General features: G+C 58.9%; 22 protein-coding genes. 15 read left to right on the top strand and 7 right to left on the bottom strand.

Annotation, left to right across the window (positions count from 1 at the left end; all coding sequences use genetic code 11):
* Positions 1-113 precede the first annotated feature (113 nt).
* The 6 genes from coaD to lpxC form a co-directional block, all read right to left on the bottom strand.
* A complete protein-coding gene (gene coaD / locus ACEW8N_RS02350; protein ID WP_373498183.1) occupies positions 114-611 on the bottom strand; it encodes a pantetheine-phosphate adenylyltransferase in 498 nt (165 codons plus the stop codon).
* Positions 612-630: 19 nt separating this feature from the next.
* A complete protein-coding gene (gene rsmD, locus ACEW8N_RS02345; RefSeq protein ID WP_373498182.1) occupies positions 631-1,197 on the bottom strand; it encodes a 16S rRNA (guanine(966)-N(2))-methyltransferase RsmD in 567 nt (188 codons plus the stop codon).
* Positions 1,194-2,555 carry a sigma-54-dependent transcriptional regulator gene (locus ACEW8N_RS02340; protein ID WP_373498181.1) on the bottom strand — a complete coding sequence of 454 codons (1,362 nt, stop codon included), beginning with the start codon at positions 2,553-2,555 and terminating at the stop codon, positions 1,194-1,196. The genes rsmD and ACEW8N_RS02340 overlap by 4 nt, the downstream gene beginning before the upstream one ends.
* Before the next feature lie 35 nt (positions 2,556-2,590).
* A complete protein-coding gene (locus ACEW8N_RS02335; RefSeq protein WP_373498180.1) occupies positions 2,591-4,807 on the bottom strand; it encodes a PAS domain-containing sensor histidine kinase in 2,217 nt (738 codons plus the stop codon).
* A 93-nt stretch (positions 4,808-4,900) separates the two neighbouring features.
* Positions 4,901-5,470: a DUF4390 domain-containing protein gene (locus tag ACEW8N_RS02330; protein ID WP_373498179.1), complete on the bottom strand. Its 570-nt coding sequence runs from the start codon at positions 5,468-5,470 to the stop codon at positions 4,901-4,903.
* Between the two features lie 4 nt (positions 5,471-5,474).
* Entirely contained in the window at positions 5,475-6,392 is a 918-nt protein-coding gene (gene lpxC / locus ACEW8N_RS02325) for a UDP-3-O-acyl-N-acetylglucosamine deacetylase (RefSeq protein ID WP_373498178.1), read from the bottom strand.
* Between the two features lie 342 nt (positions 6,393-6,734).
* On the opposite strand from lpxC, the gene ACEW8N_RS02320 reads away from it, so the two are divergent.
* Both ACEW8N_RS02320 and ACEW8N_RS02315 read left to right on the top strand, forming a co-directional pair.
* Complete coding sequence (locus ACEW8N_RS02320; RefSeq protein ID WP_373498177.1) at positions 6,735-8,267, top strand: YifB family Mg chelatase-like AAA ATPase; 1,533 nt, start codon at positions 6,735-6,737, stop codon at positions 8,265-8,267.
* 17 nt (positions 8,268-8,284) lie between these two features.
* Positions 8,285-8,806, top strand: coding sequence for a hypothetical protein (locus ACEW8N_RS02315; RefSeq protein WP_373498176.1), 522 nt, complete (start codon positions 8,285-8,287; stop codon positions 8,804-8,806).
* A 94-nt stretch (positions 8,807-8,900) separates the two neighbouring features.
* On the opposite strand, the gene ACEW8N_RS02310 is transcribed toward ACEW8N_RS02315, so the two are convergent.
* Positions 8,901-9,842: a methylenetetrahydrofolate reductase gene (locus ACEW8N_RS02310; protein ID WP_373498175.1), complete on the bottom strand. Its 942-nt coding sequence runs from the start codon at positions 9,840-9,842 to the stop codon at positions 8,901-8,903.
* A gap of 645 nt (positions 9,843-10,487) precedes the next feature.
* On the opposite strand from ACEW8N_RS02310, the gene ACEW8N_RS02305 reads away from it, so the two are divergent.
* The 13 genes from ACEW8N_RS02305 to hflX all read left to right on the top strand — a co-directional run bounded on the left by ACEW8N_RS02305 (position 10,488) and on the right by hflX (position 20,184).
* Positions 10,488-11,042: a hypothetical protein gene (locus ACEW8N_RS02305; RefSeq protein ID WP_373498174.1), complete on the top strand. Its 555-nt coding sequence runs from the start codon at positions 10,488-10,490 to the stop codon at positions 11,040-11,042.
* A 17-nt stretch (positions 11,043-11,059) separates the two neighbouring features.
* Positions 11,060-11,875 carry a DUF3108 domain-containing protein gene (locus ACEW8N_RS02300; protein ID WP_373498173.1) on the top strand — a complete coding sequence of 272 codons (816 nt, stop codon included), beginning with the start codon at positions 11,060-11,062 and terminating at the stop codon, positions 11,873-11,875.
* A complete protein-coding gene (locus tag ACEW8N_RS02295; RefSeq protein ID WP_373498172.1) occupies positions 11,872-12,675 on the top strand; it encodes a dihydroorotate dehydrogenase electron transfer subunit in 804 nt (267 codons plus the stop codon). Before ACEW8N_RS02300 ends, ACEW8N_RS02295 begins: the two co-directional genes overlap by 4 nt.
* 190 nt (positions 12,676-12,865) lie before the next feature.
* Complete coding sequence (locus ACEW8N_RS02290) at positions 12,866-13,084, top strand: AtpZ/AtpI family protein (RefSeq protein WP_373498171.1); 219 nt, start codon at positions 12,866-12,868, stop codon at positions 13,082-13,084.
* Positions 13,085-13,103: 19 nt separating this feature from the next.
* Positions 13,104-13,490, top strand: a complete 387-nt coding sequence (locus tag ACEW8N_RS02285; RefSeq protein WP_373498170.1) for an ATP synthase subunit I — start codon at positions 13,104-13,106, stop codon at positions 13,488-13,490.
* A 1-nt stretch (position 13,491) separates the two neighbouring features.
* Positions 13,492-14,181: a F0F1 ATP synthase subunit A gene (gene atpB, locus ACEW8N_RS02280; protein ID WP_373498169.1), complete on the top strand. Its 690-nt coding sequence runs from the start codon at positions 13,492-13,494 to the stop codon at positions 14,179-14,181.
* Between the two features lie 101 nt (positions 14,182-14,282).
* Positions 14,283-14,564, top strand: a complete 282-nt coding sequence (atpE, locus tag ACEW8N_RS02275; RefSeq protein WP_020877026.1) for an ATP synthase F0 subunit C — start codon at positions 14,283-14,285, stop codon at positions 14,562-14,564.
* A gap of 313 nt (positions 14,565-14,877) precedes the next feature.
* A complete protein-coding gene (gene rpsF / locus ACEW8N_RS02270; protein ID WP_373498168.1) occupies positions 14,878-15,306 on the top strand; it encodes a 30S ribosomal protein S6 in 429 nt (142 codons plus the stop codon).
* A complete protein-coding gene (gene rpsR, locus ACEW8N_RS02265; RefSeq protein WP_373498167.1) occupies positions 15,306-15,590 on the top strand; it encodes a 30S ribosomal protein S18 in 285 nt (94 codons plus the stop codon). Before rpsF ends, rpsR begins: the two co-directional genes overlap by 1 nt.
* Before the next feature lie 36 nt (positions 15,591-15,626).
* Positions 15,627-16,598 carry a YybS family protein gene (locus tag ACEW8N_RS02260; protein ID WP_373498166.1) on the top strand — a complete coding sequence of 324 codons (972 nt, stop codon included), beginning with the start codon at positions 15,627-15,629 and terminating at the stop codon, positions 16,596-16,598.
* A 23-nt stretch (positions 16,599-16,621) separates the two neighbouring features.
* Positions 16,622-17,077: a 50S ribosomal protein L9 gene (gene rplI, locus ACEW8N_RS02255; protein WP_373498165.1), complete on the top strand. Its 456-nt coding sequence runs from the start codon at positions 16,622-16,624 to the stop codon at positions 17,075-17,077.
* Positions 17,078-17,152: 75 nt separating this feature from the next.
* Positions 17,153-18,550 carry a replicative DNA helicase gene (dnaB, locus tag ACEW8N_RS02250; protein ID WP_373498164.1) on the top strand — a complete coding sequence of 466 codons (1,398 nt, stop codon included), beginning with the start codon at positions 17,153-17,155 and terminating at the stop codon, positions 18,548-18,550.
* The gene (gene hflX / locus ACEW8N_RS02245) at positions 18,547-20,184 is read left to right on the top strand and encodes a GTPase HflX (protein ID WP_373498163.1); all 1,638 of its coding nucleotides are present in this window, start codon (positions 18,547-18,549) and stop codon (positions 20,182-20,184) included. Before dnaB ends, hflX begins: the two co-directional genes overlap by 4 nt.
* Positions 20,185-20,216: the final 32 nt, after the last annotated feature.

Raw genomic sequence — 20,216 nt, 5'->3', positions numbered from 1 at the left:
GTTCGGTTAAAGGTTGACACCCTCGCGGAGTGCCCAGTCGCAGACGGAGGCGTCAGGGCTCCGGCCGGAAGAGACCAGGGCATCCCGGATACCCTCTCCGGGGGCAGGATGAATCAGGCGGCAGTGCCGGCCCGGGCCGCTTTTTCTCTCAGTTTTCGATTCACGAGGGGCGGCACCATGTCTTCGATATCCCCGCCGAATTTGGCGGCTTCCTTGATAATGGTGGAACTCGTGAAGATCCACCGAAGCCCGGTCATCATGAAGACCGTCTGGATGTCCCGGTTCAGCTTCCGGTTCATGAGGGCCATCTGGAATTCGTATTCGAAATCCGAAACGGCTCGCATGCCGCGCAGGATGGCATCGGCCTGCCGCAGGCGGCCATAATCCACGAGGAGCCCGTGAAAGACGTCCACCTCCACGGCGGGAAGCTCCGAGAGGCTGTCCTTGAGCATTTCCACTCGCTCCTCGATGGTGAAAAGGCTCGTCTTGGCAGGATTGCAGAGGATGGTGACGATGATCCTGTCGAAGATCTGAAGTCCTCGGTGAATGATATCCAGATGTCCGTTGGTGACGGGGTCGAAAGAACCGGGATAAATCGCTGTTTTTGGCATGAGATCGTCGTCCCTGTGGTTATGCTTGTGCGTCCATAACATAATTGAGCAGGGACACAAAGGTTTTTCCGTACTTTCGTTGATCCGCGAGCGCATATGCCGCCATCTCTTCCGGCAAGGGTTCCGAAACGGCGTGTTCGACCACAATCAGGGCGCCCGGCAGAAGAGCGCCGCAGTCGGCGAGGTGGAGAAGGGCCGGCCCGACCAGGCTTTTCTGGTAGGGCGGATCCATGAACACCAGATGGATGTCGGGCGTCTCGGCCCTGAGGCAGTTCAGGTTTCTTGCGGCGTCCCACAGGATGACCCGGGAGCGGTCCCCGATGCCCAGAAGATCGATGTTTTTCCGAACCACGGCAAGGGATGCTTTCCGGCCGTCGATGAAGACCGCTGACCTTGCCCCCCGGCTCAGGGCCTCGATGCCCATTGCGCCGGTGCCTGCGAAGAGATCCAGCACCCGGGCGTCCCGGATGTCGGAGGCGATGATGTTGAAGACGGCCTCCCGGACCCGGTCTGCGGTCGGGCGGATGTCGCTGCCGCGGATGGGGATGAGTTTCCGGCCCCGCAGACGGCCGCCGATGACCCTCACACCGACACCCCGAACTGCCGGAGTTTCCGGCGCAGTTCGGCCGGGTCGATCCCGATCACGCTTGCGGTCTTGGTGAGATTGTTGCCGTGCCGGGAGAACTTCCTGCGGATGAACTCCATCTCGAACCGCTCCTTGGCGGCGGAGAGCTGGTCGATGCGGAAAAGCTCCTCTTCCGATTTTCCCCGCTCTCCGGCAACGGGGTTGTAGGGAAACGGGATGTCCGCGGCCGCGATGACGGGCTTGTCCAGAATGATCATGAGGCGGCCGATAAGGTTCTTGAGCTCCCGGACATTGCCGGGCCAGGGATAGGACAGGAGCATCGCCATGGCTTCGGGGTCCATTCCCGTCGGGGAGGGGCCGTTCTTTTTTCCGCGGTCTTCGAGAAAGATCCGCATCAGGAGGGGGATGTCCTGGGTCCGGCTTCTGAGCGGCGGGACGTGGATGGGGATTTCGTTGAGCCGGTAATAGAGGTCCTCCCGAAACCTGCCCTGAGCGATTTCGGCTTCGAGGTCCTTGTTGGAGGCGGCGACGATCCGGACGTCGACGCGGATGTCCCTGCCGCCGCCGACCCGCTGGAAGGTCTGTTCCTGGAGCACCCGAAGCAGCTTGGCCTGGGTCTGAAGGCTCATGTCGCCGATCTCGTCCAGAAAAAGTGTCCCCGAATTGGCCATCTCGAATCGCCCGCGCTTCCGTGTGTCGGACCAGGCGACCGCCCCCTTTTCGTGGCCGAACAGCTCGCTTTCCAGGCGCTCCTCGGGAATCGCCGCACAGTTGATGTCGATCATGGGCTGTTCCGCGCGCTTGCTGAACTGATGGATGGTCCGGGCCACGAGTTCCTTGCCGGTGCCGTTTTCCCCGGTGATGAGGATCCAGGAGTCCGTGGGGGCGATGACGGCGATCTGTTTTCTGAGTTCCGCGATGGCGGGGCTGTCGCCGTTGATGGCGTGCTTTTCGAGCGTCTTCTTCCGGAGGTAGCGGTTTTCCTCCTCGATCCTTCTGAAGTTGAGGGCGTTGTTGATGTCCACGATGATCTTGTCGATGGAGAGGGGCTTTTCGATGAGGTCAAAGGCCCCCAGTTTCGTGGCCTTCACCGCTGTTTCAATATTGCCGTGGCCCGTGATGATGATGACCTGCAGGAAGGGGTGGTGGCGTTTGATCTCCTTCAGGGTCTCGATACCGTCGATGCCCGGCATCCATATGTCCAGGAGGACAAGGTCCGGCGACTTCTCTTCGATCAGCTTGAGCCCTTCGTAACCGTTGCTTGCGGTGATGACCTCGAAGCCTTCGTCCGACAGGAGCCCGCTCAGGGATTTCAGGATGCTGGGCTCGTCGTCGATGATCATGATGGTGGGGAACATGAATTCTCCTTTTCGTGGTGTTTGGCCGGCCTCCGCTACACCGGCAGCTCAATGACAAATACCGTTCCCTTGGGATGGTTGTCCTGGACGCGGATGGCGCCCTTGTGATCCGCGACAATGGAGCTGACGATGGAAAGCCCCAGACCCATCCCGGTCTTTTTCGTGGAAAAATCGGGTTCGAAAAGCCTTGTTTTATCCCGCGGGGAGATCCCCGGGCCCGTGTCGGCGACGTCGAGCCGCACGGTCTTCCGGGAAGGATCGTGGCTCGCGCCAAGGGTGATGGCGCCGATTCCGCCCATGGCGCTGATGGCGTTGTCCAGGAGGTTGATGACGGCCTGCTTGATCTGGAAACGGTCCAGATTGAGCGGCGGCATGTCCGGGGGGAGGTCCAGCTCGAATCGGACGCCGGGGTGTCCCTCCCTGAAAAGCGCCACGCTCTCCTCGATGATGGGCGCAAGCCTGCACTGCTCCGGATTGGCCGCCGGGAACCGCGCGAATTTCGAAAATTCATTCACGAGGTTGCGGATCAGCTCGACATGGTCGATGATCATCTGGGTGCACTCGTCAAAGACCGGGTCCCCGATCACCTGCCGGTATTTCCGACGGAGCCTCTGGGCCGAAAGGGAGATGGGGGTCAGGGGGTTTTTGACCTCGTGGGCGATTCTCCGGGCGACCTCCCGCCACGCCGCCATCCGCTGGGCCTTTTCCTGGTCTGTCAGGTCGTCGAAGACCACGACCAGCCCGAGGTGGCGCCGTTTATCGTCCCGGAGAGCGTTGATGTGAATCATGAAGCTGCGGGGCCGGTCATTGATGGTGAGCCGGAGGGGCATCGCGACGGCGCTTTCCCCGGAGTCGACGAATTTTTCCAGGATATCTGCATCCAGGTCCAGCTCGTGACCCTCGAACAGCCTTCGGTAGTTCTTTTGGAGGATCTCCTCCGATTTCAGGTTGAGCAGCCGTTCCGCCGACTTGTTGGCGGTCCGGATGACCCCCCGTGCATCGATGCTGATGACGCCCGTGGACACGTTCCGGAGCACGATTTCCATGTACTGCCGCCGTTCCTCGATCTCCTCGTTCTGCTCCCGGAGCTTGCGCGCGGAGAGCTCCAGTTGCTCCCGGTTTGCCCGGAGGTCCCGGGTCATCCGGTTGAACGAATCCACGAGGCTGCCGATCTCATCGTCGCCGACCATGGCGATGCTGAAACTCAGATCCCCTCCGGCCACACGCCGCGTGCCTTCGGCCAGTTCCTTGATGGGGACGCTGATGGATTTTGCCAGATAGAATCCGAGCCAGATGGCCGAAAAAAGCACCAGCAGCGCGACAATGGAGAGGGTGATATAATAGGTCGCCTGGATGGGCTGTTTCAATAGTTTGATCTGCTGGTACTCTTCGTAGCCCCGGGAAATGGATGCCAGGTTTTCGCTCAGATTCGGCGGAATCAGGGTGGAGAGGATGATGAATCCCCGGGCGTTCCGGGGATGGGCCCCCAGGGGGATGGTGCTGATCGTCCGGCTCAGTTCCCCGCTGGGCACCTCCTCGGATATGGCCCGGATGGATTGATCCCCCAGATATTGGGTGAAGCGGGTTTTGGGCATGGCCGGCGGCGGCGCCGAGAGTGATTCGCCCACGGCGGCGGCAACCCGCCGGGCATTGGCGTCGTAAAACTCGACGGCCTCCAGATTGAATTCCCGCTGAACGACACGGGAATATTTATTCAGGGATTCGGTCCGTGATCCGTCAATGTAATCCCGCGTATCGACCTGATAGATGATCCGTTTCAGGAAAAAGCGGTTGTTGTTTTCGATATATCCATAGAGTTGCCTGCCGACCTTGAGGGAGTTGTCCAGGGCCTGCTCGATGGGGACATTGAACCAGAATTCGATGCTGGTGGTGATGAAATGGATGGAGAAAAAAAAGAGGACCATCGTCGGCAGGAGGGTGAGCCCGATGAAGGCCATCACCAGGCGGGTCCTCAGATTGGCGCCCATGACCTTGCGTTTCCGCTCGTACAGGAGCTTGACGAGGTTCCTGAAGACGAGAAAGATTACCAGCAGGAGAAGCAGCAGGTTGATGTTGATGAGGATGAACATCAGAATGGTGTTGGATATGGGGAAATCCGAGGCAGATTGAAAGAGGCGGTTCTCGACATAGGTCAGCGCCGCAACGACGGCGAGGATGACGGCGATGATGATGATTTCGCGCCTCCGGCGTCTTCTGTCCACCGGGGTCAGGAAACTGGCGCGTCGGGTCATTCGGTTTTTTCGCATGGCATGATCGGGGAAAATGGTTTTATATTTGATGCCAAGAACGCATCGCAACGGCACCGGGCGGCATGGAGATCTCTGTCAGTATGTGAATTCGATGGTGTGCCAGTCGGTTTCGAACTCCCACATGGACGCCATCACCATGATGGTGCGGAGATAAAACGGCAGATTCATTTTGCTGAGTTTGGCTTTGGCCTGGATCCGGTAGGTTTTGCCCTTCTTGAGGCGGTCCAGCCGGACCACCTTGAATCCGTCGATCCGGGTCATCCGCTCCCGGGCCTCCTCGATTGTTTTCAGGGGCACGGGAATCTCCTCTTCCCAGGATCGCCTCACGGTGAATTCCTTTTTGAGGTTGGAATACTTGATCGTATGAGAGAGGGTCTCTTCCGCCAGGGTCTGGTTGGCCCAGAGCCATCGGACCTCCTCAAGGATGATGAAGAACGAGAAGGTGGTGGGGAGGCCGCTCGACACGGCATCCAGGATCGGCCTCGTGAAGGCGTCCTTGACCTTCAGGTAGAGCAGCAGGTCCTCCCGGCTGTTCGTGACGGAAATGTCTGCGATGACCGCCCCCCGGACAACCGCCGCGGGGAACTGCAGCATCAGGGTCAGAAAGCAGATGACGCCGATGTTCCGGTATTTCGAAAGCGCCATGATGTCAGAAAGGCTGACTCCGGAGGCCGCCCTCTTCCCGGGCCGGCGCGATTCCGCAGGCGCTGTCGAGGGTGAGGGTTTCCCATGATCCCTTCTGATGGAAGAAGGTTTTCAGGAATGCATGGTTGAAGGCATGCCCGGAGCGATGGGCGACGATATGGCCCAGTATGGGCAACCCCAGCAGAGAAAAATCACCCAGGCAGTCGAGGATCTTGTGGCGGACGAACTCGTCCGGAAACCGGAGGCCACCCTCGTTGACCACACCGTCTTCCGAGACGACGACGGCATTGTCGAGAGATCCGCCCCGGGCGAGGCCGTAGCGTTTCATATATTCGACCTCGTGGAGAAATCCAAAGGTTCGGGCGCTGCTGATCTCTTTTTCGAAGCGTTCGGGCGTGACCTCAAGGGTATAGGTCTGCCGCTGGATCAGGGGATGCGAAAATTCGATGGTGCAGGTGATTTTGTAGACGGGGGCCGGATAGATGGTGACCGATTTTTCGTTTTCCTCGAGGGTGATCGGTTCCTTGACCCTGAAATAGCATTTGGGGCCTTTCTGAGCCGCCGTGCCTCCCGACCGGACCAGGCGGGTGAAGGGGCCGGCGCTTCCGTCCATGATGGGGATCTCATAGGAATCGATCTCCACCAGTGCATTGTCGATGGCAAGGCCGGCAAAGGTCGCCATCAGGTGTTCGATGGTGGAGACGATGCATCCGTCGGCCCCGATGACCGTCGCCAGACTGGTGTCCACGACCCGGTTGAAATGGGCCGAGATTCTGGGGCTGCCCGGCAGGTCTGTCCGGGAGAATTGAATGCCGTGGTTGATGGGGGCCGGCTGGATGGTCAGGTTGACGGTTTTACCGGAATGGACACCCAGACCGGAACAGGAAACGGGCCTGGCCAGGGTTTGCTGATGGGTTTGCATCGGGTGTCTCCTCCAACTCCTGTTGACGGTTCCAATCCAAGGGGTGCCGGATGATCCGCCGGTGATCCTCGTCCGGGGCCGGATGTCGACGCCGCCTCGATATTCCCGCACATCGTTCGTCCGCATGGTTATTTCTAACCACTTTTAGCCTAATGTTCAAGGATTTGGCAACACATTCCGGAAAAACTTCGGGGGCTTCGGGCGGGATAAATACATTGTGCTCGCTCCAGCGCTCTGTTATGATTTGGAAAAATAGGCTGAAGGCTGAAGACCGAAGGCTGAAGACTGTAATCTTTCCGTTTTCCTTCAGCCTGACAGCTTCAAAATAAAGAGGAGACGGGTGTGCTATCCAAAGTGTCGAGCGGTGCGGTGATCGGCATCGATGCCTATGTGGTGGAGGTGGAGGTGGACATCTCGGCGGGGCTGCCTTCCTTTACGACGGTCGGCCTGCCCGAGGCATCGGTCAAGGAGAGCAAGGAGCGGGTCAAGGCCGCCATCCAGAATTCCGGGTATGCCTTTCCCGACGATCGGATCACCATCAACCTGGCCCCTGCCGACATCAAAAAAGAGGGCACGGGTCTGGACCTTCCGATTGCCCTGGGGATTCTTGCCGCACTGGGCCTCATCCCGAAGGACGTCCTGGCGGACTATATGATCATGGGCGAACTCTCCCTGGACGGCCGGGTCAAACCGGTCCGGGGCGCGCTCCCAGCGGCATTGACCGCCCTGCGGGCCGGGTATCGGGGGATCATGGTTCCCCGGGACAACAGCCGGGAGGCCGCCGTGGTAAGGGAGATCTCCGTGCTGCCCGTCACCCACCTTGCCCAGGTGGTCGACTTTTACCGGGGGCTCGCGGCCATCCCGCCGGTCGAGGCCAATCTCGACGAGGTGTTTTCCGAATCGGAGCACTATGGGGATGACTTTTCCGACGTCATGGGCCAGGAGCACGTCAAGCGGGCCCTCGAGGTCGCGGCGGCCGGGGCGCACAATCTCATGATGATCGGCCCGCCCGGCTCGGGGAAGACCATGCTGGCCCGGCGGATCCCCTCCATCCTGCCGCCCATGACCTTCGACGAATCCATCGAGACCACCCGGATTTACAGCGTGGTCGGAGGCCTGGAAAAGGACCAGGCCCTGGTGGTCCGGAGGCCGTTTCGGTCGCCCCACCATACGATCTCGGACGCGGGCCTCATCGGCGGCGGTCGGATCCCCCGTCCGGGCGAGGTCAGTCTCGCCCACAACGGGGTTCTCTTTCTCGACGAACTGCCGGAATTCAAGAAGAATGTCCTGGAGGTGCTCCGCCAGCCCCTGGAAGACCTCTCCGTCACCATCTCGAGGGTCAACTCCAGCCTGACCTATCCCGCCGCATTCATGCTCATATCCGCCATGAATCCCTGCCCGTGCGGATACCAGGGGGATGCGGCCCACGAGTGCCGATGCTCCCCGAGCCAGATCGACCGCTACCGATCCCGGATCTCCGGGCCGCTCCTGGACCGGATCGACATCCACGTGGAGGTCCCGGCCGTGCCGTACCAGGAGCTTGCCGCCGGAACGCCGGCGGAGTCATCGCCTGCCATCCGCCGTCGGGTCTCCGCCGCGCGCACGTTGCAGACGCGTCGTTTTTCCCGGGCCAACATCCACTGCAACGCCCAGATGGGCAGCCGCCATATCCGAAAGCACTGCGCCATCGACAAGGCATCCGCGGACCTTCTGGCCACCGCCGTGAGCCGGCTGGGCCTCTCGGCCCGGGCCTACAACCGCATCCTCAAGATCAGCCGGACCATCGCCGACCTGGACGGGTCGGAGACGGTCCGCATCGACCATCTTTCCGAGGCCATCCAGTACCGGAGTCTGGATCGCAGGGGACGGCCTTAGTCGCCGTGGAGAAGAGGATGACACCGGTGGAACCTCTTCGATGCCCGCCCTGGGGGGATCGGGACGTCTGGATCGAGGTCAACCGAAGCATCGCCTGGCTCGCGGCCCGACACGGAACGGCGATCGCGTCGCTTGCCGAGACGGCCGGGGCTGTTCGTAACCGGCTGGCGCTGGCGTCGCCCCTGCTGGACGCCCTGTGCCGGAGCACCTGCCGTCATTGCCCCGAGCCATGCTGCCTGGGGGCCAAGATCTGGTTCGATACCGCGGACCTCCTGGTGCTGCACCTTGCCGGTCTGCCGGTGCCGGAGGCCCAGCCCATTTCCGCCTGGGACGAGATCTGCCGTTATTGGGGTCCAAGGGGGTGCCGGCTGGATCGGCTCTGCCGGCCGTGGATCTGCACCTGGTATCTCTGTCCGGCGCAGACGGCCATTTTGAGAAGGGGGGGTGGGGAAACAGACCCGGAGATATTTCGGGTCGTGGCGGAGATCAAATCCCTTCGCAAGGCCCTGGAAGAGGGGTTTGTCCGCACCACGTCCTGAATGAAAAAAGGCCGCTTGAATCCGCCCCCGGGGGGCGGGGGGTTCAGGCGGCCTGGATGTCTGTGTCGGAGCGGCGGCGCGGTGTGCGGGAAGGCTATTCCACCGGCGCGTCGTCAAAGGTGGGTCTGGGAAGCATGCCCGCCAGCTCGGCGATTTCAGGGACCTTGTGCTCCCACTCGATGGCCATGAGATGGACGCCCGCGACGCCTTTCATCTCTTTGAACTCCGCGATCTGTTCGCAGGCCATTTTGATGCCCTCCTCCGCATGTTTGCCCTTGGGGGCGCCCTTCAGGCGATCGATGACCTCGTCGGGTACGTCCATTCCGGGGACGTTGTTTTTCATGTATCGGGCCATACCAAGGCTCTTCATGGGGGTGACGCCGGCCAGGATGTACACCTTCTCCGTGAGACCCATTTCGTTGGCCATCCTGACCCATTCCCGCATTTTTTTCATGTTGTAGATGCACTGGGTCTGGATAAAATCCGCACCGGCCTCGATTTTCTTGGCCAGGCGGTGAACCCGCCATTCAAAGGGCTCGGCAAACGGGTTGGCGGCGGCGCCGATAAAAAATTTGGGGGCGACGTCTATTTTCTGACCGCTCATGAATTTGGATTCATCCCGCATCTTCTTGATGGCTGAAATCAGCTGGGTAGAGTCGATATCGAAGACGCCCTTGGCGTTGGGATGATCCCCGAACTGCTGGTGGTCCCCCGAAAGGGCCAGGATGTTGCGGATACCGTGGGCCGAGGCCCCCAGAATGTCTCCCTGCATGGCGAGCCGGTTGCGGTCACGGCAGACCATCTGGTAATTGGGTTCGAGGCCTTCTTGAATAGCGATCAGTGAAGCCGCCCAGCTGGACATCCGGACCATGGCCGTCTGATTGTCCGTGATGTTGACGGAATCGACCATCCCCTTCAAGTAGCGAGCTTTATGTCTCACTTCTTCCACATTGGCGCCGCGCGGGGGTCCGAGTTCACCTGTGAAAGCAAAATGTCCGGCTCTCAGTACCTTCTCCAAATTACTGCCTGATTTCATATTCAATTACCTCTCGTTTATTTGTTGTGGGTCTCGGTTCTCCGTTTCGACCGATAACCCGGCTTTAACCGTTTGCGGGCCTCCGCAGGTCTTGGGTGAACGGAGGGCGCCGTTTCAGGCGAGCGGGAATTGCCGGCGCTGGCGATGCTGCGGACAACGGGGACGGCCGGCGACGCACCGTCAACCTCATCCTGGTTGCTGCGATCTCTCTCTTGAGTTTTCACTTGCTGGTCAAAGCGTTTCTATTAATCCCATTTCAACATATCTGTCAATAAAAAGCTCTTCCGATATGGAAGGGGTGAGAGCATAAAAAGGTTGGATGAAAATATCGAAATCAAAACCGGAAAGTTAGGAGAGATATCATTCGCCTTGAGGCACTGATTCACGGCAGCCCGTTTCCGACACGAGCGACATTTTTCGCAATGGGCTGTAATGATCCATCGGAGGGGAAGCGATGTAACAATTTGTTTTGGAAACGATAACATTCGAATCCATGGGAAGATGGCATCGGATGGGTCTCGGCCGGCAATCGGTCCGTGTTGACCTTCGCGTCGAAACAGGATAATGGGGACAAACGGATAAAGGGGGACGATGATGAGCTTGGAAGCCGGTTCAGAAAAGATGCCTGGGCATCGGGCCGTGGGAATGCTGCTTATTTGCGTTCTCTTTGTCGGATGCAGTAGCTGGCTTCCCAGCGCCAAGCGCGATACGATAACGACCTGGAGTTCCTATGACGAGGCCAGGACCACCTTCAACACGATTGTTCCCTACAAAACGACGGTGGCGGACCTGAAACAGATCGGCTACGACCCCTTTGTCACCCCCAATATCACCCTGCTGACCTACATTGAGCTCCTTCACCGGTTTTTGCCCAACAACTCCATCACCAAATCAGACCTCGACGAGGGCGTTCAGGACTGCCTGGCCGCAAAGGATGCGTGCACGGCATACGAGCTTGCGTTGAAGAAATCTCATGAAGAGCGTTTCGGCAATGTTCTCATGGACCTCTTCGGCTTCCGGCGCAAGACGAAGGTAAGCGGGTGGGAATTCAATGCGTTCATCATTCTTAAGGGAGACCTGGTGGTGTATAAGCTGAGCGGTGGGAAGCCCAATATTGACGAACTGATCGATGAGAAGCGGCCACTCGGCCCGCTTCAGGACCTGGGCGGAGACAGGTTGCTCCGGGCCGCGGGCCTGTGAGGTGGCTCGGGCGATCGATGGGGTTGCGCCTCCGGGCGTCCGCAGGAGCGCTCCTGGCCCTGGGGTGCATGATGGGGCGGGTCGCCGCGGCGGAGGCCCCTCCGGAAGGTCTGGCGGCCTTTCAGCCCGGCGAGCGCTTGGTCTACGCCCTAAAATGGGAGTTCATCACCGCGGGAGAGGCGACCCTTGAGGTGCTGCCCGATGCATCCTTGGAGGGCCGGAGCGTCCGCCGGTTCGTGCTGACCGCCGGGACCAACAGCTTCCTGGACAAGATTTACAAGGTCCGTAACCGCATCGAGTCCTTTACGGACCTTTCCATGGACCATTCGATCCTGTACCGGAAAAAGCAGCGGGAAGGGCGCCATGAGGGCGATATCATCGTCCGGTTCGACTGGCATCGCAAGACGGCGGTATATACCAATTTCGGCAGTCCGAGGAACCCCGTGGCGCTGATGTCGGGCGCCTTCGATCCGCTCGGCGCCTTCTATTTCGTCCGCACCGTCGGCCTGGCGACGGGGAAGGTGGTCGATCGGCCCGTGAGCGACGGCAAGAAATGCGTTCTCGGGCGGGTGAGGGTGCTCGGAAGGGAGACGATCCGGGTGAACGGCAGGGACTATGACACCTATCGTCTGGATCCCGATCTCAAACATGTGGGCGGCGTCTTCAGCAAGAGCCGGAATGCCAAAATAGAGCTGTGGGTGTCGGCCGATCACCGGCACATACCCGTCAGGATAAAGAGCCGGGTGGCGGTGGGGAGTTTCGTGGGGGAACTCATATCCGATTCCGGCGCAGCCGCTCCCGGGCCGGGAATAACCTTTGGGGGGATGAAATGAGACAGGAACGCGTTCGGGTTTTGTGGAACCGCATTGAATGCTCCGGATATTTCCGCATGGGGCTGACGTGCCATCCCGACTACGCACGGTCAAAACCCGGCCAGTTCGTGATGGTCCGGGTGACGGACCGGATGAACCCCCTGTTGCGGCGGCCGTTTTCCATACACCGTCTGATCCGCTCGGAAGCGGGGACCGTCTATGGCCTCGAGATCCTGTACAAGGTCGTCGGGACGGGGACGGAGCGACTCGCCATGTGCGGGAAGAGCGACGGCCTGAGTCTTCTGGGGCCTCTGGGCCGCGGTTTCGGCCTTCCCGAAAAGCCTGGAACGATCTTTATCGTCGCCGGAGGGATCGGTGTCGCGCCCATGTGCTTTCTGACGGAAACGCTCCGGGAAAAGGGGTTCGACACCTCCCGCTGCATGGTCTTTATCGGCGGCCGCTCCAAGGATGACCTGTTGTGCATGAACGATTTCTTCACCATGGGCGTCCAAACGCTCAATATCACCACGGACGACGGCACGGCCGGAGAGAAGGACGTGGTGACCGGTCCTCTCGAAAGGGCCGTGAGAGACCGCCGGCCGGACCTGATCTATGCCTGCGGCCCGCTTCCCATGCTGCGGGCGACGAGCCATATCGCCGGGAAATACGGCATTCCCTGCCAGATTTCCATCGAAACCATGATGGGCTGCGGCATGGGTGCATGCCTGGGCTGCGCGGTGGCGGCGGCGGCGGATCCGGAAACATACCTGCATGCCTGCGTCGACGGGCCGGTTTTCAATGCATCCGACATCCTCATCTGAGGGTGCCGATTTTCATGCCGGGGTGCCGCGAGTCGGTGCGGAGAAGCCCGGTGCACCAGCGTTCGGCGGGCGGCGGCGCGGGCGGAAATCTTCATCTGGAAGTATGAGAGGCGGTCGAATTTTCGTTGACTTGGAGACCGACCTGTGTTAAACGACAAACCTTAAATTACAGGCGGGTTTTTTCCCATAAATGGCTAAACGAAATCTTCAGTATCTGAAAGAACTCGCGTATTTCAGCAGCATCGGGTTGTCGGTCGCGTTGTCCATATTTATCGGCCTGGGCATCGGCGTATATCTTGACGGGCGGTTCGACACCAATCCTTGGCTGACGTTGATTTTTTTAGGGCTCGGCATCGCCGCGGGCTACCGAAATATCGGGCTTGCGATCAGGAAGAGCCGGAAATTCTGACGGGAAAGCATAAACGGTTTTGAAGATCCAGCAGCGCTTATTAAAATTCGTGACACGAACGAACTGGATACTCCTGATCATTGCCAGCGCTCTCGGGCTTCTCTGGGCAACACCCGCATTTGCCGGCGGCATCTTCTGCGGCGGCCTCATCGTCACCGTCAATTTCCACCTATTGTATCGAACCCTGAGAACCGCACTTGTTCCCGCCAACTTACCCTCGCACAATGTGATTCTGGCAAAATATTATGTCCGCTTCATCATCAGCGGACTGATCATTTTCGTGCTCATCTTCAAGCACATCGTGAATCCCATAGGCCTTTTTATCGGGCTGTCGGTCGTTGTCGTCAGTATCATGCTGGCAACCCTGATCGAATTTAAAAACCTTTTTTGGAAGGAGGCTGTATAAGGTGGAACATCCCTATCTATTCTTCGTCAAGCTGTTCGAACTCATTGGCCTGGGCCATTTTGCCCATGCTTATCCCCACGTCATTTATTCCTGGGTGGTGATGCTTCTTCTTGTCGGACTGGGCTTCCTGGCGGCCAAGGGCATCGCCATGGTCCCGAACAAAATGCAGAATCTTTTTGAAATCGTGGTTTCAGGCATCGAAGACTTCATGGTGGATATCACCGGCGAAGAGGGGCGGTGGCTCTTTCCGTTGGTCGCCACGATCTTCATGTATATCTTCATCGGCAACCTGATCGGCCTCGTTCCCGGATTCTTTCCGCCGACGGCCAGCCTGAACACCACCCTGTCCTGTGCGCTGGTGGTGGTGGTTTTCACCCACATCATCGGCATTAAGTATCACGGGATTGGTTATATCAAGCACTTTTTAGGGCCCGTATGGTGGATGGTTCCCATCATTTTCCCCATCGAGCTCATCGGCCACATCGCCAGAATTCTGTCCCTCTCTTTCCGGCTTTTCGGCAACATGATGGGGCACGAACTGGTCCTGGGGATTTTGTTCGCCCTGGCCGGCGCATTTTTTGCCCCCCTGCCCATCATGGCGCTGGGCATCTTTGTCGCACTGGTTCAGGCCTTCGTTTTCTTTCTTCTGTCGATCATGTATTTCACCGGTGCCATGGAGCACGCCCACTGATCGATCGGATAATCGGGTACGGATTTAATTTCGCTATTAATGGGATAGTGGAAGAAGCTAAATACTCATCAAATCTATTCAAGGTGAAGGAGGTACGTTAGATGGAAGCTCAGGCATTACAATTTTTTATCGCATGTGTGACTGCGGCGGGTTTTGGAATCGCGGTAGCGGCTTTCGGTTGCGGCATCGGTCAGGGTCTTGGCCTGAAGGCTGCCGTTGAGGGCATTGCAAGAAATCCCGAATCTTCCGGCAAGGTAACCGTTACCATGCTGATCGGTCTTGCCATGATCGAATCTCTTTGTATCTATGCCCTGGTTATCGCGCTGATCCTTATCTATGCGCATCCGCAGGCTGCAGCGATTGCAGGATTGTTTGCCAAGTAGAGACAGGGCCGTTTATTTTTACGGATGAAAACGGGGTCGGCCATCATGGCCGGCCCTTTTTCATGGGCCCTGCGGGATCGCGCCGCGCCCGGCGCCGCCCAGCCCATGCCTGCCCTTCGACCGCTCTCCGCCCGGCCTCTCCCTGAAGCCGACTGCTGTCGCGTCGGCTCTTGTTTCCTCATGGAATATTCGATAAATAATCTTGACTTTTAGCCGTCAGCGATGCTAAAGATCCAAATTTTGAAATTGTCACAGGTAAGGGATTTTATCCTTGCTCCGCCATGTCGGGGCTTAATATCCGCAAGGAGGAATTATGAGAAGATACGAAACCATGGTCATTGTCGATTCTGACCTGTCCGGCGAAAAGCGGGATCCGCTTTTTGAGAGAATGGAGGAAATCATCTCTCAGCAGGGCGGCGCGCTGATCGTCCGTGACGACTGGGGCCCGCGAAAGCTTGCCTACGAGATCAACAAGCGGACGCGCGGACACTATGTAAGGTTTGATTACTGCGGGAACGGGGATCTGGTCAGCGAACTGGAGCGGTTTTGCCGGATCGACGACCGCGTCATGAAATACATGACGATCCAGCTTGCCAAAGAGGCTGACGCCGAGGCCATAAAGGCCGAGATCGCCAAAGCGGGGAGCGCCGAGGCGGCTTCGGCCGAGAAGCCTGATGCTGCCGATGAAACAGCATCCGCCGTGGGCGACACCGAAACACCTGACACCGCAGAGGAGGAATAATGGCTTTTCAACGCAAGAGAAATGCAGTCAAAGGCGGCGGTGGCGGCCGAAGGAAAAAACGGATTTTCCATCGTCGAAAAGTCTGCCGTTTTTGCGCCGACAGCAGCATTGCCATCGATTACAAGGAGCCGAAGACGCTCCGGATGTTCACGACCGAGCGCGGAAAGATCATTCCCCGCAGAATTTCCGGTACCTGCGCCACCCATCAACGGAAGCTGACCGCATCGATCAAGCGGGCGCGTACCATCGCCCTTCTGCCGTTTGTTGGAACGGTCGATCTGTAAGGATTTACATGGGGGCGGACCCCGCCCCCTGATGCCATGTCCGAGGAAAAACTGAACGTGCTGCCGACAGGCAGATCGAGCGCGACGGCGGATTTTTTCAGGGGGATCTTTGCCGTCGGGCTGTTGTTTTATGCGGCGACTCATATTCCGGTCGTCGGTTTTTTCTTTTCCCTCCTGATCCCGGTGCTGATCCTTTTCTACCGCCTGCGGCTGGGCCAGAGGGCAGGCGGCATCATCCCCGTGGTTTCCGGCGCGGCCATGGCCCTGACGCTGGGTGCGGCATCCTTTGAGATGCTCTTTTTCGCGGAGCTGATGCTGTTGGGCTTCGTCATGGGGGAGCTCTTCGAAAGAAATCTGCCCATCGAAAGGACCGTTCTCCTGACATGCGCGATCGCAATCGCGTCCGGCGGTGCATGTCTGGCGGTTTACAGCAGTTTCTCCGGAATCAGTCCCTGGGCCATGGTGTCTGACTATGTCGACCGGAACCTTCAAATGACGCTGGCGCTGTATGAGAGTGTCGGAATGGCCGAGGAGGTGATCCGGGCGGTATCCGAATCCCTTGAGGCGATCCATTTTTTTCTGGTGCGGATCCTTCCTTCGCTGGCGGTATCCTCGGTGCTGTTCATCACGTGGACGACCCTTGTCATGGTGAAGCCGGTCACCCGCAGGTACGGTCTTGCCTACCCCGATTTCGGTCGGCTGAATCACTGGCGGGCGCCGGAATGGCTCGTATGGGGCGTCATCGGAAGCGGCATCCTCCTGCTCTTCCCGCACAACGGGCTTCGGATGGTGGGGGTCAACGGCCTGATCATCCTGATGACGGTCTATTTTTTCAACGGGATCGCCATCGTCTCCTTTTTCCTGGAGAAAAAGCGGTTGCCCCTGTTTCTGCGGATCGGAATCTACATGTTTATCGCGCTTCAGCAGATCGCGCTTTTTCTGGTGATCGGCATCGGCTTTTTCGATATATGGTTCAATTTTCGAAAATTGGAAACACCAACAGACTGAATCCATCCCCGAGAGAGGTTAATATGAAAGTCATCCTGACAAAAACCATTGAAACCCTGGGTATCATCGGCAGCGAGGTCAAGGTTGCAAAAGGATACGCCAGAAATTATCTTTTGCCCCAAGAAATGGCTGTCCTGTCAACCCCCGCCAATCGCAAGCGGCTGGAGTTCGAAAAAAAACGGTTTGAGGTTCAAATCGCCAAGGAAAAAGCCCTTGCCGAGGAGATGGCCAAGCGTTTGGAGGGCGTCTCCTGCACCATCGCCGCCAAGGTCAGTGATGAAGACCGGCTCTACGGCTCGGTAACCGTCCGGGATGTCATCGACGCGCTTGCCAAACAGGGGCTGGATGTCCGCAAGCAGATGATTCTGATGCCGGAATCCATCAAGAAAATCGGAACCTACGCCATCCCCGTCCGGGTCTACAAAGGGGTTGAACCCGAGATCTCCGTGGTGGTTGTTCCGGAAGAACAGGCGGAATAAGAAACCCGATCGAATCCGATAAGCATCAGGGCATCCCCTAAGGGGCCTTGATGCTTGATCTTGAGGTGGATGCCCATGGCCGTGAAATCCATACAGCGGGATGCCGACACGGCATATAAGCTTCCCCCCCAGAATATCGAGGCGGAAGAATCCCTTCTGAGCGCTATTCTTCTGGATGATTCGACGCTCATCGATGTCGTCGAGATCCTTTCGCCGGAAGACTTCTATTCGACGTCTCACCAGAAGATATATGAAGCCGTCGTTGATCTGTTTTCAAAAAACGAACCTGTCGACCTGATCACCCTCTCGAACCGGCTCACCGAGAAAGGCCTCCTTGACGAGGTCGGCGGCAAGGGGCATCGCGGCATAACCTATATCTCCTGGCTGACGGATGCGGCGCCGGCGGCCGTCAACGCCCCCCATTACGCCCGGATTGTCCGGGACAGGGCAAGCCTGAGGCGCCTCATCCAGAAAGCCAACGAAATCACCCGCCGATGTTACGACGCCCAGGGGGATGTGGACGACATCATCAATTTCGCTGAAAGTTCGATCTTCGAGATATCCGAAGACAAGATCCATCCCGCTTTCTTCCCCATCAGCAAGCTCATCGAGTCGAACATCGACGCCCTGGAGGAACGCCAGGGAAACAAGACCCTCATCACCGGCGTACCGACGGGATTCACGCGCCTGGATCATCTCACCTCGGGGTTCCAACCTTCGGATCTGATCATCCTGGCGGCGCGGCCCAGCATGGGCAAGACGGCGTTCGCCCTGAACGTCGCCCGGAACGCCGCCGTGGACGGCAATGTGCCGGTCGCCATATTTTCCCTGGAAATGTCCAAGGAGCAGCTCTCCATGCGGCTCCTTTGCGCCGAGGCCCGTGTCGACTCCTCCCGGATCCGTTCCGGCTATTTCAGCCGGGACGACTGGGACGCCCTCACCGAGGCCGCCGGCGTGCTTTCCGAGGCGCCGATCTATATCGACGATTCGGCGGATATCACGGCCATCGAGATCCGCGCCAAATCCCGCAGGCTCAAGATGGAGAAGAATCTGGGGCTGGTCATCGTCGATTACCTGCAGTTGATGAAAGGGCGTTCCTCCCTGGAGCGCAGGGACCTCGAAATCTCTGAAATCTCCCGGTCGCTCAAATCCCTGGCCAAGGAGCTCGAAGTTCCCGTCATCGCCCTGTCCCAGCTCAACCGGAAGCTGGAGGAGCGCTCGGACAAGCGGCCCATGCTTTCGGACCTCCGGGAGAGCGGCAGCATCGAGCAGGATGCCGACGTCGTGGCGTTCATTTACCGGGACGAGGTCTACAACCGGGAGGAGAACAACCCCAACCGCGGGAAGGCGGAGATTATCCTCGGGAAGCAGCGGAACGGCCCCATCGGCTCCGCCAGCCTGGTCTTTCTGAACACGTATACGCGATTTGAAAATCCCGCGCCGGACGATATGGCCGGGATCGGGAGGTCATGAAAAATCTTTACGGAAATATCGACGACCTCAAGGCGGACCACGTCCGCCGCCTGGAAAATCTCTACCGGCGAAAGGTCCCGGACACATTTCTCATCACCCCCGAGCTGGCCCGGGATGTCACCCACCTTTCCCAGGAGCTGCGCCGGCAGATCGGTCTCCTGATTGACCGGTCCGGAAGGGTCGTGTCGGTCATCGTGGGGGATGCCCAAAAGATCGTCATCCCCGAGACCCCGTCCCATCGGACCCTGCCCGGCAGGCTCAAGGGGCTTCGCTGCATCCACACCCATCTCAAAGACGAGCCGCTCACCTCCGACGACCTCACCGATCTCGCCCTCCTGCGCCTCGACATGATGGCGGCCGTGACGATGACCCCCGAGGGCGGAGTCCGGATGGTCCATGCGGCCCACATCCTGCCCAAAGGCTCCCCCGAGGCACCCTACCAAATATTGGATGGCCTGCCGCCCCACCGCCTGGATATAGGGTTCACGGAGGTCATCCGTGCCCTGGAAAGCGAGCTGGCCCAGATCCAATCCGGCTTTTCCGGCGCCAGGGGAGAGGAGCGCGCCGTCCTGGTCAGCGTCACCACCGCACCGCGGAAGATCGCTGAAGACTCCCTGGCGGAACTGAAGGAGCTGGCGGTTTCCGGCGGGATCGAGGTCGTCGAGACCGTGCTGCAGCAGCGCAAAAAGGTCGATCCCCGGTTTCTCATCGGCCGGGGCAAGCTCCAAGACCTCAACCTCCTGGCGCTCCAGAAGGGGATCTCCCTCATCATCTTCGATCAGGAGATGAACGCCTCCCAGATGCGCTCCATCACGGACCAGATCGAACTCAAGGTGATCGACCGCACCCAGCTCATCCTGGATATCTTCGCCCAGCGCGCCCAGACCCGGGAGGGCAAGCTCCAGGTCGAACTGGCCCAGCTGAAGTACCTGCTGCCTCGCCTGGTGACAAAGAATACGGCCATGTCGCGCCTTACCGGCGGCATCGGCGGTCGGGGGCCGGGCGAGACCAAGCTGGAAATCAATCGAAGGCGGGTCCGTGAGCGGATCAACCACCTGGAGAAGATCCTGGGAGAGGTGATCAAGCATCGGGATCGCCAGAAGGCCCGGCGGACCAAAAAGGGACTTCCGGTCGTCTCCATCATCGGCTACACCAATGCCGGAAAATCGACGCTCCTCAACTCCCTCACCCAGAGCAGGGTCCTGGCCGAAGACCGGCTCTTCGCCACCCTCGACCCCTCCAGCCGGCGGCTCCGCTTTCCAAGGGACATCGAGGTGATCATTACGGACACGGTGGGATTCATCCGGGACCTTCCAAAGGATCTCATGGTGGCTTTCCGGGCGACCCTCGAGGAGCTTCAGAGCGCAGACCTCCTGCTTCACATCGTGGATGTCAGCAACCCGAGATACAAAGAGCAGGTGCAGTCCGTGGAGCGCATCCTTTCCGAACTGGATCTCCAGCATATCAAGGTGCTCCGGGTCCTGAACAAAATCGACCGGGTTTCGCCCGACGACGTGGCGTATCTGGTTCACACCCTGGGCGGGATCCCCATATCCGCACTGGAGCGAAAAACCCTCGTGCCGCTTACGGAAAAAGTGGCGGAAGAAATTGAAATACTGTCATCTATCGCTTGACATCCGACCCAAAATATATAAGTTTTCTGTCC

Origin of the sequence: Desulfococcus sp. (assembly GCF_041737845.1) — a bacterium.
Lineage (GTDB): Bacteria > Desulfobacterota > Desulfobacteria > Desulfobacterales > Desulfococcaceae > Desulfococcus.
This window is presented reverse-complemented; position numbering and strand designations above follow the sequence as displayed.